This window comes from Ruegeria sp. AF7 (assembly GCF_056541885.1).
Genome location: NZ_JBQFYX010000002.1, coordinates 422,906 through 435,865 on the forward strand (window position 1 = coordinate 422,906; position 12,960 = coordinate 435,865).

11 protein-coding genes are annotated in these 12,960 nt (G+C 61.5%); all 11 read left to right on the forward strand.

The window, feature by feature from the left end:
• Window positions 1-327 precede the first annotated feature (327 nt).
• The 11 genes from ACR0AP_RS07525 to ACR0AP_RS07575 all read left to right on the forward strand — a co-directional run bounded on the left by ACR0AP_RS07525 (window position 328) and on the right by ACR0AP_RS07575 (window position 12,941).
• Complete coding sequence (locus ACR0AP_RS07525; RefSeq protein ID WP_480506261.1) at window positions 328-684, forward strand: hypothetical protein; 357 nt, start codon at window positions 328-330, stop codon at window positions 682-684.
• A 12-nt stretch (window positions 685-696) separates the two neighbouring features.
• Window positions 697-1,623 (forward strand): UDP-N-acetylmuramate dehydrogenase, encoded by a 927-nt coding sequence (gene murB / locus ACR0AP_RS07530; RefSeq protein ID WP_480506262.1) that lies wholly within the window; start codon window positions 697-699, stop codon window positions 1,621-1,623.
• Between the two features lie 108 nt (window positions 1,624-1,731).
• A complete protein-coding gene (locus ACR0AP_RS07535; protein WP_480506263.1) occupies window positions 1,732-2,649 on the forward strand; it encodes a D-alanine--D-alanine ligase in 918 nt (305 codons plus the stop codon).
• Window positions 2,637-3,644, forward strand: coding sequence for a cell division protein FtsQ/DivIB (locus tag ACR0AP_RS07540; RefSeq protein WP_267363880.1), 1,008 nt, complete (start codon window positions 2,637-2,639; stop codon window positions 3,642-3,644). Before ACR0AP_RS07535 ends, ACR0AP_RS07540 begins: the two co-directional genes overlap by 13 nt.
• Window positions 3,645-3,652: 8 nt before the next feature.
• Window positions 3,653-4,987 (forward strand): cell division protein FtsA, encoded by a 1,335-nt coding sequence (gene ftsA, locus ACR0AP_RS07545; protein ID WP_480475961.1) that lies wholly within the window; start codon window positions 3,653-3,655, stop codon window positions 4,985-4,987.
• Window positions 4,974-5,393, forward strand: coding sequence for a hypothetical protein (locus ACR0AP_RS07550; RefSeq protein WP_480506264.1), 420 nt, complete (start codon window positions 4,974-4,976; stop codon window positions 5,391-5,393). Before ftsA ends, ACR0AP_RS07550 begins: the two co-directional genes overlap by 14 nt.
• Window positions 5,394-5,741: 348 nt before the next feature.
• The gene (gene ftsZ, locus ACR0AP_RS07555; RefSeq protein WP_480486280.1) at window positions 5,742-7,346 is read left to right on the forward strand and encodes a cell division protein FtsZ; all 1,605 of its coding nucleotides are present in this window, start codon (window positions 5,742-5,744) and stop codon (window positions 7,344-7,346) included.
• Between the two features lie 213 nt (window positions 7,347-7,559).
• Window positions 7,560-8,480: a UDP-3-O-acyl-N-acetylglucosamine deacetylase gene (lpxC, locus tag ACR0AP_RS07560; protein ID WP_480506265.1), complete on the forward strand. Its 921-nt coding sequence runs from the start codon at window positions 7,560-7,562 to the stop codon at window positions 8,478-8,480.
• A 126-nt stretch (window positions 8,481-8,606) separates the two neighbouring features.
• Entirely contained in the window at window positions 8,607-9,470 is an 864-nt protein-coding gene (locus tag ACR0AP_RS07565; protein ID WP_267363885.1) for an outer membrane protein assembly factor BamD, read from the forward strand.
• Window positions 9,471-9,506: 36 nt separating this feature from the next.
• On the forward strand, window positions 9,507-11,156 hold the full coding sequence (gene recN / locus ACR0AP_RS07570) for a DNA repair protein RecN (RefSeq protein WP_480506266.1): 1,650 nt from the start codon (window positions 9,507-9,509) through the stop codon (window positions 11,154-11,156).
• A 99-nt stretch (window positions 11,157-11,255) separates the two neighbouring features.
• Complete coding sequence (locus ACR0AP_RS07575) at window positions 11,256-12,941, forward strand: chloride channel protein (RefSeq protein ID WP_480506267.1); 1,686 nt, start codon at window positions 11,256-11,258, stop codon at window positions 12,939-12,941.
• The last annotated feature ends 19 nt before the right edge of the window (window positions 12,942-12,960 follow it).

The window sequence follows — 12,960 nt, forward strand, 5'->3', positions numbered from 1 at the left end:
GGTAGGTACGGCATTGTCATTTGACAGGATGCTCTATGGGTTTGACCCGGTTGTCTATAAATACGCATCTGCCACTTATCTCATTGCAACTCTTATACCGCTGGGTGCTGGATTGAGTGTTGGCATATGCACGGGTCTATTGCATCGCGCCCTGATGCGATGGTTCTGCGGAGCGCACCCAAACAGGAATACCGGATCGGATGCCTGAACCAATTTCCGAAAGCGCAGCCTCGAACTTCTACGGTTTATTGCATGTGCTCGTGCTGGCTCAAGCCTAAGAAGAATCGGTGCGTCATTTGCAGGCGGAGATGAAGACTAGGAATCAATATGCCTAACAATATGGATATCGTTTCGGGGATGCTTATCGGAACATCACCCGTGACCCTACTAACTCTGATAGCTTCTCATAAGTTTGTTATGCGGGGCAAGATTCGAGGGCCGGTTTTTCTGTTTCTGTTTGTGGTGATTTCGGGGGTTTATGCGCTTGCTGTATCGTTTGAGCTTCTTGCGACACCAGGAAGTTCAGTGCATGAGTTCAACGTAACGTCGACTTACTTGAGCGGTACAGCCGTCCCTTTGGCGCTCGGATTAACCTTTGGCATTACGACAGGTCTAGTCAGACGCATGTTTGCCAGTCTTGCCAAAAACAGGGAGCTGACAGGTGACAAATCATCTGTAGCGTAATACCAGCGTGCCATGACTTGTATCCCGATACCTCGCGGCAAACTCACTGAAAACCGACCCCTAAACGACCTCACATGGCTCCGCGTCGGTGGGCCGGCGGATTACCTGTTTCAACCTGCCGATATCGAAGACTTGCAGGTCTTCCTGCGCGATCTGCCGGATGATGTGCCGGTCTTTCCGATGGGGGTCGGCTCGAACCTCATCGTGCGCGATGGCGGCATGCGGGCCGTTGTGATCCGGCTGGGGCGTGGGTTCAACGCCATCTCGGTTGAGGGCAACACCGTCACCGCGGGCGCGGCGGCGCTGGATGCACATGTTGCGCGCAAGGCGGCGGATGCGGGCGTGGACCTGACCTTTCTGCGCACCATCCCCGGCTCGATCGGGGGCGCGGTGCGGATGAATGCGGGCTGTTATGGCAGCTACACAGCGGATGTGCTGCGCAAGGCCACCATTGTCACCCGACAGGGCGACCTGCGGGACCTGACGCCCGAGGATCTGAACTTTCGCTATCGCCAGTCCGACCTGCCCGAAGGCGCCGTTCTGATTTCGGCCACGTTCGAAGGCCCGTCCGGCGATCCCGATGACCTTCATGCCCGAATGGAAGCGCAACTGAAAAAGCGTGACGAAACCCAACCCACCAAAGACCGCAGTGCCGGATCGACCTTCCGCAACCCGGCCGGGTTTTCCTCGACCGGGCAGGCTGATGACGTGCATGACCTCAAGGCGTGGAAAGTGATCGATGATGCGGGAATGCGCGGCGCGACACGCGGCGGGGCGCAGATGAGCCCGAAACACTCGAACTTCCTGATCAATACCGGCACCGCCACCGCTGATGACCTCGAAGGTCTGGGTGAAGAGGTGCGAAAAAAGGTTTACGAAACAAGCGGCATCACGCTAGAGTGGGAAATCATGCGGGTCGGTGATCCGCTAAAAGAATAAAGCCCCGACCGTCAGACCAAAACAGGCAAATTCAGGCGACGGATCAAAGGCATAAACGCAGTACGGACCACCACATAAGGTCCGGGGACATTGAGGCGCACGTTGGGTATGTCGAGCAGGACAAACCCCAAAGTGGCGGTATTGATGGGTGGCCCCTCGGCGGAACGCGAGGTGTCTCTCAGCTCTGGGCGCGAATGCGCGGCCGCCCTTGTGGGAGAAGGTATTGAAGTGGTCGTACTGGACGCTGGTCCCGACCTCTATGCGCGCCTGTTGGATATTCAGCCGGATGTAGTTTTCAACGCCCTGCATGGCCGCTGGGGCGAAGATGGCTGCGTGCAGGGGATGCTGGAATGGATGCGGATTCCCTATACCCATTCGGGCGTTCTGGCCTCGGCCCTGGCCATGGACAAGCAACGCAGCAAGGACGTCTATCAGGCCGAGGGTCTGCCCGTAGTTCCCAGCGTGATCGTTCCACGGGCCGAGGTGACCCGCGCCCACGTGATGGAACCGCCCTATGTGGCCAAACCCAATAACGAAGGGTCCAGCGTCGGCATCTACATCGTCCACGAAAACGCCAATGGCCCGCCGCAGCTGTCCGAAGACATGCCCGACCAGATCATGGTCGAGAAATACGTGGCCGGGCGCGAACTGACCGTGACCGTGATGGGCGACCGCGCCCTGACCGTAACCGAGATCATGACCGATGGCGGCTGGTACGACTACGACGCCAAGTACAAACCCGGCGGATCATGGCACGTGGTCCCCGCCGATATCCCGCAGGACATCTTTGATCGCTGCATGGATTATGCCCTGCGCGCGCATGATGCTTTGGGCTGCAGGGGCGTCAGCCGCACCGATTTTCGCTGGGATGACAGCGCGGGTGCTGATGGGCTGTTTCTGTTGGAAACCAATACCCAGCCGGGCATGACGCCCACTTCACTGGCCCCGGAACAGGCCGCGCATCTGGGCATGACATTTGGCCAGCTCTGCGCCTGGATGGTTGAGGACGCCTCATGCAACCGTTAATCGCCAGCCGCTCTCTGGAAATCCATCGCACCAAACCCCTTGCCGGGCCGGATGCCGATTTTGCCTCGGCCGATACGGAACCGCATGACACCCAGCCCATTCTGCGTCTGCGCGGGGCGCGGGTGTTTTCCCGCACCGCACGCCGCAGCGATCCGGCCCCGTCGCGCCTCAGCTATCGTCTTCAGCGCTGGATGCTGACACCGGGCATCCGTCTGGGCGTCAAGCTTGGCCTGCCGATCTGTGCCATTGCTGCGGCAGTTGGTGTCTATTTTGCCTCTCAGGACCGGCGCGAAGCGCTTGGCACGTATATCGCCGATATTCGCACCTCGATTCAGGAACGCCCCGAGTTCATGGTTAACCTGATGGCCATCGACGGGGCAGGCACCAGCCTGTCCGATGATATCCGCGAGGTCGTGCCTCTGGATTTTCCGATCAGTTCCTGGGATTTGGATGTCGAACAGATGCGCGACACGATCACCGGGCTTGATCCGGTGAAATCGGCAACCGTACGCATCCGTCCGGGCGGCATCCTTCAGGTCAACGTGGTCGAGCGTCAGCCAGTGATTGTCTGGCGGACGCATGACGGCCTCGAACTGCTCGACGAGACCGGCGCGCATGTCAAGGAAACCACCTCTCGCAAGGACCATGCCGACCTGCCGCTGATCGCGGGCGCGGGTGCGGATGCCCATGTGGCGCAGGCGCTCGAGATTTTCCAGACCGCCCGCAGCCTGGGCAACCGTGTGCGCGGGCTGGTGCGCGTAGGTGAACGACGCTGGGATCTGGTCCTGGACCGTGGCCAGCGCATCATGCTGCCGACCGAACGCCCGGTGCGCGCGCTGGAACGCGTGCTTGCGGTGAACGAGGTGCAGGACCTTCTGGAACGCGACGTGGCCGTGGTCGACATGCGCCTTGGCCAGCGTCCCACCATTCGAATGACCAAAGCCGCCAGCGAAGACTGGTGGAATACAAAAGTGACAATGAGTAACGGGCAGTAACGAGCATGATGACCGATCTTTATCAGTCCCAACGCGCCATGCGTCAGATGCGGCGCCAGGCATTGCAACGCGGTGTGATCGCGATTCTGGATGTGGGCAGTTCCAAGATTGCCTGCCTCGTTCTGCGTTTTGACGGATCGGGCCGGCTGAGTGAAGATAACACCATCGGCTCAATGGCGGGGCAGACGGGGTTTCGGGTGATCGGGGCCGCAACGACACGTTCGCGCGGCGTACAGTTTGGCGAAGTCACCGCCATGCAGGAAACCGAACGCGCCATCCGCACCGCGCTTCAGGCCGCACAGAAGATGGCCGATATCCGTGTCGATCACGTCATCGCCTGTTTCTCGGGGGCCAACCCGCGCTCTTACGGGCTGGACGCACAGGTTGATCTGGATGGCCAGCTGGTGACCGAGGCCGAAGTGGGTCGTGTTCTGAACGCATGCGACGTGCCGGATTACGGCGACGGGCGCGAGGTGCTGCACGCACAGCCGGTCAACTTTGCGCTCGACAACCGCTCGGGCCTGATCGACCCGCGCGGGCAGATGGGCCAAAGCCTTGCGGTCGATATGCACATGCTGACCGTCGATGCGATGGCGATCCAGAACATCGTGCGCTGTATCAAACGCTGCGATCTGGAACTCGCCGGGATTGCGAACTCGGCCTATGTCTCGGGAATTTCCGCGCTGGTCGAAGATGAGCAGGAACTCGGCGCGGCCTGTATCGACATGGGCGGCGGTACCACCAGCGTTTCGATCTTCATGAAGAAACACATGATCTATGCCGATTGCGTGCGTATGGGCGGCGATCACGTGACCGCCGATATCTCGATGGGGTTGGGTGTGCCCGCAGCAGTTGCGGAGCGGATCAAGACGTTCAATGGCGGCGTTCATGCGACCGGCGCTGATGACCGCGACATGATCGATATCGGCGGCGATACCGGTGACTGGGAACACGACCGCCGCACAGTCAGTCGGGCCGAACTGATCGGCATTATGCGTCCGCGCGTCGAGGAAATTCTAGAAGAGGTCCGCGTGCGTCTGGATGCGGCCGGGTTTGAACACATGCCAAGCCAGCAGATCGTTCTGACCGGTGGCGGCAGTCAGATCATGGGGCTGGACGGTCTGGCGACCCGCATCCTTGGTCAACGCGTGCGTCTGGGCCGCCCGCTGCGGGTGCATGGCCTGCCGCAATCGGCGACAGGTCCGGCGTTCTCGTCCTCTGTGGGGCTCAGCCTATTTGCGGCGCACCCACAGGACGAATGGTGGGATTTCGAAATCCCGGTCGACACCTACGCCGCGCGCCCGTTCAAGCGGGCCGTCCGGTGGTTCCGTGACAATTGGTAGCCCCCTGTACCGGGCCGCTTTGTGTGCGGCCCTGTTGCCGGGGTGGGTTTCGGCCCAGACCATCATCACACCCGAGGCATTTCTGGATGCCGCCGTCGGCAAAACGCTCACCTTCCATGAGATTCGCAGCGGCTATTTCGTCGGGACCGAGCAATTTCTGAACCGTCACATCTCGGTCTGGCGGCAAGAAGGGCAGGGCTGTGTCTATGGGCAGATCACCACGCCAAACGGTCAGATCTGCTTTCTCTATGACAACGACCCGGATGGTATTCCCGTCTGCTGGTGGCCCTTCCTGCACGAAGGCCGTCTGATGGTGCGTCTGGCCTCGTTTGCAGAAAGCGAAATCCAGGAGGTGCGCAGCATCACCGAAACCAGCCTGAACTGTCCAAGTGCGCCGCTCAGTTGAAAAATCCGGTTGCGGCGCGCCGATTTATCCCTCAAGATATCCACAAGGCCCGGCAGAGGCCTCGCGGCAGGACCTGAGCAGTTTTCCGCAGTGTAAATGACGGTCGACCAAAGCGTGACGAACGGCTGAGTCCTCGCGCCGGGACCGTCTGCCTTGTGATGGTCGCCGGCGTTTCCGCTATATCTGGCAGTACCTGCGAAATGCCGCCGGTTTCTGCCTTATTTCCTCCATATTTTGTGGTGAATCGCGATTTTTGACGTGACCTTTTCGCATCAGCCCGCTAGAATCGAGCAAGGATAGGTAAGAAAAACACCGCTTTGGCGGAACATAAATACAGGCGGACAGAGCATGACATTGAATCTTTCGATGCCCGGGCAAGACGAACTGAAGCCTCGGATTACAGTATTTGGCGTTGGCGGTGCGGGCGGTAACGCTGTCAACAACATGATTGAAAAACAGCTGGACGGCGTCGATTTTGTCGTCGCCAACACCGACGCGCAGGCGCTGCAGCAAAGCCAGTCCTCGGCGCGGGTTCAACTGGGTGTGAAGGTCACCGAAGGTCTGGGGGCAGGGGCCCGTCCGGCCGTGGGTGCCGCAGCTGCCGAAGAAAGCATCGAACAGATCGTCGACCATCTGGCAGGCGCGCATATGTGCTTTATCACTGCAGGCATGGGCGGCGGCACAGGCACCGGCGCTGCTCCGATCATCGCGCAGGCCGCGCGTGAGCTGGGTGTGCTGACCGTGGGTGTCGTAACCAAGCCTTTCCAGTTCGAAGGTGCCAAGCGGATGCGTCAGGCCGAAGACGGCGTTGAGGCGCTGCAACGGGTCGTCGACACGCTGATCATCATTCCGAACCAGAACCTGTTCCGCCTCGCCAATGAAAAGACCACCTTTACCGAGGCGTTCTCGATGGCCGACGATGTCCTGTATCAGGGTGTCAAAGGCGTAACCGACCTGATGGTGCGTCCGGGCCTGATCAACCTCGACTTTGCGGATGTGCGCGCCGTAATGGACGAGATGGGCAAAGCCATGATGGGCACCGGCGAGGCAACAGGCGAAGACCGTGCCATCCAGGCGGCGGAAAAAGCCATTGCAAACCCGCTGCTGGACGAAATCAGCCTCAAGGGCGCCAAAGGCGTTCTGATCAACATCACCGGTTCGCACGACCTGACCCTGTTCGAGCTGGACGAAGCCGCCAACCGCATCCGCGAGGAAGTGGACCCCGAGGCGAACATCATCGTCGGCTCGACGCTGGATACTGCCATGGAAGGCGGTATGCGCGTGTCGGTTGTTGCAACCGGCATCGACGCCACCGAAAAAACGGCTGATGTCCCGGTCGCGCGCCGCTCGATGTCCGAGCCGCTGACCCGCACCGTTTCGGCCGAAGAATATGGTCGCGAAGAAGCACCCGCAGCCGCCGAAATGGCAGAGCCCGCGCCGCAGATGGAAGAAAACCGCGAACCTTCGCTGTTTGAAGCCGCGGAAGAGCCCGCCCAGCCGCAGTTCCAGCCGCTTGACGAGCGGGATGAGGATGACCTGCCGCCCCCGGCCTATCAACCGCGCGTCGCCGAATTCGAGCCGCAGCCCGAGCAGGTCGAACCGGCGCCCGAGGCATTTGTTGCCCCACGCGCGCCTGTCGCAGGCACCCCGTCGCCGGAAGCGCTCCAGCGTTTGCAGGCAGCGGTTCAGAAGGTTCCCTCGGCAGCTCAGCGCGCCGCAGCGCCCCGCCCGCAAGCGGCGGTTTCGCATCACGAACCCGAAGAACGCTCGCGGTTTGGCTTCAATCGGCTGATCGACCGGATGACCGGGCACGCCTCTGACACACCGGCCCAACCGCCGCGTCAGCAGCCCGTTCTGCGCCAGTCCGAGGCCACGGCACCGATTCACGATGAGGCCGACCCGGATCAGGATCGTATCGAAATTCCGGCCTTCCTGCGCCGTCAGGCCAACTGATCGCGGTAACAAAATCCACTCATGGGGTCGCCATTTGGCGGCCCTAATTCTTTTTAAAACAGTGGCTTACGAATAGGTAAGCAGGGTTTTGCCGATCTGTTACATACATGTTTCATTCGGTTACAAAGAGTGAGTTGAGCCTTGACGCGGGCTTCCTTAACTGAGTGTCCAACACAGCCCCAGAAGGCTGGACACCACTCGCCGAGGCCCATTTTGCAACATACGCTCAAATCTCCGGTCACGTTTAAAGGCGTCGGGCTGCACAGCGGCAAGCCTGCGACCATGATCCTGAAACCGGCTGCAGCTGGTCATGGCATCTGGTTCAAACGGACGGATATCCATCTGGGCGATGCGATGATCCCGGCAATCTATCACGTGGTCGAACGGACCCCGCTTTGCACCCGTCTGGTCAATGACGCCGGGGTGTCGGTATCCACAATCGAACATATCATGGCTGCTTTGGCCGGGTGCGGCGTTCACAACGCACTGATTGAAATCGACGGCCCCGAAGTGCCGATCATGGACGGGTCTTCGATCGATTTCGTGCGCGGTATCATGGCCCGGGGCGTGCGCCGTCAGGCCAGCCCGGTGCTGGCCTATGAGGTGCTGAAGACCGTCACCGCATCGCGTGAAGGGGCCAGCGCAAGCATCGCGCCCGCGGATGGGCTGATCATCGACTTTCACATCGATTTCGAAGACAGCGCAATCGGCAGCCAGACCAAGACACTGGATATGCGCAACGGGTCGTTCGCGCGCGAACTCAGCGATTGCCGCACGTTCTGCCGCCGCATTGATGTCGAAGCCATGCGCGAAAACGGGCTGGCCCTTGGCGGTACCCTGGATAACGCCGTGGTGGTGCAGGGCAACGAGGTGCTGACACCCGGCGGGTTCCGCCGCGCCGACGAAGCCGTGCGCCACAAGATGCTGGATGCTCTGGGTGATCTCTACCTGGCAGGCGGGCCGATTCTGGGCCATTTCACGGGCGACAAGTCGGGTCATTCGCTGACCAACACATTGCTGCGCAATCTGTTTGAAACACCCGGTGCTGTGCGTCCGGTTCTGTGCACACCGGAACAGGCCGCGCGTCTGCCGGGGCAGGGCCTGATCGTAAACGAAATTCCCGAAGTCGCCTGATCAGATCAACTCTGACGACATTTGCGCCAGATGTTGCATAAGGCGTTTTGCACCGGAATTTTCTGTGCTAGACCATGGCTCAATTCGGGGCGAACCCTCTTAAGTAAGACGACAAGGATGGGCGGTATGGTTGGCAGCAAGGCGGCAGTCAGATTCGCAGGCGCGGTTCTTCTGGCAGCAGTTTTGACGGCATGTGGAAACGCAGGCGGCCTTTTTGGCAACAAGGGCGCGGACCGGGATCAGAATCTGGAAGGGTTCACACCGGAACAGATCTACACCCGTGGCGAATACGAACTGTCGCAGAATCGCTCGGATGACGCGGCCTGGTATTTCTCCGAGGTCGAGCGTCTGTATCCCTATTCCGACTGGGCCAAGCGTGCGCTGATCATGCAGGCGTTCTCTTTCCATTCCGACAAGAACTACGAAGAAAGCCGGGCCGCGGCCCAGCGGTATATCGACTTCTATCCAACGGACGAAGACGCGGCCTATGCCCAGTATCTGCTGGCGCTCAGCTATTATGACCAGATTGACGAGGTCGGGCGCGATCAGGGGCTGACTTTTCAGGCGCTGCAATCGCTGCGAACCGTGATCGAGGTTTATCCCGACAGCGAATATGCCACCTCGGCAGTGTTGAAATTCGATCTGGCCTTTGACCATCTGGCCGGCAAAGAGATGGAGATCGGGCGCTACTACCTGCGTCAGGATCACTTTGTCGCCGCCATCAACCGCTTCCGCGTCGTGGTCGAGGATTTCCAGACCACGTCCCACACCGCCGAAGCGCTTTATCGTCTGGTCGAGGCTTATCTGTCCCTCGGCCTGCTGGATGAGGCGCAAACCGCAGGTGCCATCCTTGGCTACAACTACCAATCCTCGGAATGGTATGACGATGCCTACAAGCTGCTGACCTCACGCGGGCTCCAGCTCAAGAGCCGTGGCAACAACTGGCTCAGCACGATCTATCGTCAGACCATCAAGGGTGAGTGGTTGTAATCGCCATGGCATTAGGCTTGGGACGCTGAAGACCCGATGCTGCGCGCCCTTGATATCCGCGACATGCTGATCATCGACCGGCTGGAACTCAGTTTTCAGCCGGGCCTGAATGCGTTGACCGGCGAAACCGGCGCGGGCAAATCGATCCTTCTGGATTCTCTGGGGTTTGTTCTGGGCTGGCGCGGGCGGGCCGAACTGGTGCGGCAGGGTGCGGCGCAGGGCGAGGTTGTGGCCGAGTTCGAACTTTCCCCCGATCATCCCGCACATGCGATACTGGCCGAAGCGGGCTTGCCGGGCGGGGATGAGCTGATCCTGCGCCGGATCAACACCGCCGAGGGGCGCAAGACCGCCTGGGTCAATGACCGCCGCTGCTCGGGCGATGTGCTGCGGGCGCTGTCGGAAACCCTGATCGAACTGCATGGCCAGCATGATGACCGCGGGTTGCTGAACCCGCGTGGCCACCGGGCCATGCTGGACGATTTCGCCGGGGTTTCGGACGGGCTGACATCCGTTCGTGCGGCCTGGACCGACATGTCACGCGCCCGCAAGGCACTGGCCGAGACCGAGGCCGCTCTGGCTGCCGTCCGAAGTGAGGAAGATTTCCTGCGCCACGCGGTTGCCGAGCTGGATCAGCTTGATCCTCAGCCCGGTGAGGATGCCGAACTTGATGCCCGCCGCCGCATGATGCAGGGGGCCGAGCGTATCCGCGATGATGTCGCCCGCGCCTATGCCATGCTGACCGGGGACGGTGCCGAAGGGGCGATGTCCGACGCTATCCGCTGGCTGGAAGGTGTGTCCGGCAACGCAGGTGGTCAGCTGGACGAACCGATTGCCGCGCTGGGGCGCGCGATGATCGAGCTAGGCGAGGCGCAGGATGGCGTGAACGCCTGCCTTCAGGCGCTGGACTTCAACCCCTCGGAACTGGAACAGGCCGAGGAACGCCTGTTTGCCATCCGCGCACTGGCCCGCAAACATGACGTGGCCCCGGATGATCTGGGCGCGTTTGCCGACACTCTGCGCACCCGCCTCAACCAGTTGGAAGCAGGCGATGCCGACCTGGCAGACAGGCGTGCCGCCGTGGACGCCGCGCAGAAGGCTTATGATAATGCCGCCGCCGACCTCAGCGCGGCCCGCGCGACGGCTGCCGGGCAGCTGGATGCCGCCGTCATGGCGGAACTGGCCCCGCTCAAGATGGAACGCGCGGTGTTTCGGACCGAACTCAGCCCAGCCGAACCCGGCCCCGAAGGAACCGACGCGGTGGCCTTTACCGTGGCCACCAACCCCGGTGCACCTGCCGCGCCTCTGAACAAGATCGCGTCAGGGGGTGAACTCAGTCGCTTCCTGCTGGCGCTCAAAGTGTGCCTGTCGGGCGATGACAGCGCCCGCACGATGATCTTTGACGAGATTGACCGCGGCGTCGGCGGGGCCACTGCCGACGCGGTCGGGCGCAGGCTCGCGTCATTGGCGCAGGGCGGGCAGGTGCTGGTTGTCACCCATTCCCCGCAGGTCGCCGCCCGTGCGGCGCATCACTGGCGGGTGCAGAAACAGGTCACGGACGGGCAAACCCTGTCCACCGTCATCCCTCTGGCCCAACCCGACCGGGTGGACGAGATTGCGCGCATGGTGGCGGGCGACACCATCACGGACGAGGCCCGCGCCGCCGCCCGGGCCCTGCTGCAGGCCTGATGCGCCCGTGGCACGAAATGGCCTCACACTGTCGCTATCTCACTTTTATTAGGGTGCTCCGTGGCTTACTAAGGGTTACGTGATGATCCCCGAGGGCCAATGACCCAGTCGACCCGCACCGTTCTGCGCAACCAGCTCAATCAGGCTCTGGCCGCGATCAGGGATGCGTGGCGGGTGATGCTGCGCCGGGGACCAAGCCAGATCCAGTTCTGGTTCATCGCGCTGGTCATCGGTATCGCTGCCGGTTTCATGGCGCTTGGATTCCGCAAGGCCATCCGCGCGTTGCAGGCCTATCTCTATGACACCGACGACGTTCTGCTGCTGCACAGCCATGCCGAGAAACTGCCGTGGTTCATGATCCTGATCATCCCGATCATCGGTGGGCTGGTCGTGGGCCTGATCCTGAACCGGTTCACCAATGACGGGCGCGTCAGGTCCGTCGCTGATGTGATCGAAGGGTCCGCCATCACCGACGGGCGGGTCGAGGTCAAGGCCGGCATCGCCTCGTTCTTTGCCTCGCTGATCACGCTCAGTTCGGGCGGGTCAACGGGCCGCGAAGGCCCCGTGGTGCATATGGCCGGGGTCATCTCCACCTGGGTCAGCAACCGCATCCATGCCGACGGGATCACGGGCCGCGACCTGCTGGGCTGTGCTGTCGCAGCCGCCGTATCAGCCAGCTTCAACGCCCCCATCGCCGGGGCCCTGTTCGCGCTCGAAGTTGTGCTGCGCCACTTCGCCGTGCATGCCTTTGCCCCGATCGTCATCGCTTCGGTCGCCGGAACGGTGATCAACCGGTTGGAATATGGCGACGTTACCGAGTTCACGCTGGAAACGCCCGGATCGCTGCAATTCTATGTCGAACTTCCCGCCTTCCTGATCCTCGGCCTGATCTGCGGCTTTGTCGCGCTGCTGCTTATGCGGTCGATCTTCTTTGCTGAAGATATCGGCAGCCATATCCAGAACCGCTTGTCCATTCCGGGCTGGCTGCGCCCGGCCGTGTCCGGCGCGATGCTGGGGCTGATGGCGATTTGGTTCCCGCATATCATCGGTGTCGGCTACCAAACCACGATCCGCGCCCTGACCGGTGATCTGGTGCTGACTACCGCGATCCTGTTTGCGGTGACCAAGACAGTGGCTGTGGCGATCACCATGGGCGGGCGCATGGGGGGCGGGGTGTTTTCACCGTCCCTGATGATCGGCGCGCTGACCGGGCTGGCGTTCGGACTGATCGCCACTGGGCTGCTGCCGGATGTGTCCGGCACGCATACGCTTTATGCCTTTGCCGGAATGGGCGCGGTGGCTGCTGCCGTTCTGGGTGCCCCGATCTCGACCACTCTGATCGTCTTTGAACTGACCGGAGACTGGCAGATCGGCCTTGCCGTGATGGTGACTGTATCCATATCCACCGCATTGGCGTCGCGCCTTGTGGACCGGTCGTTCTTCCTGACCCAGCTGGAACGCCGCGATGTCCACCTGGCCGCCGGGCCGCAGGCTTATCTGCTGGCGATGCTGCGCGCCGGGGCGGTGATGCGCCCCATCGGGGATGACCGCTCAATCACTGCGGACGAGGCGCGCGCCCTGATCGAACAGGGCCTGTGCATTCAGGCCAGCGCCACGCTTGAGGCCGCGATGCTCTATTTCGACCGCGACGACATACCCTGCATTCCGGTTATCGTTCTGGAACAGGACGGGTCCGAGACACCCGTCGGCGCGCTCTACCATGTCGACGCGCTCAAGGCGTACAACCGGGCCCTTGCAGCCACCGCGGCCGAGGAACATTCATAAGGCTCCCGCGACCGGGACA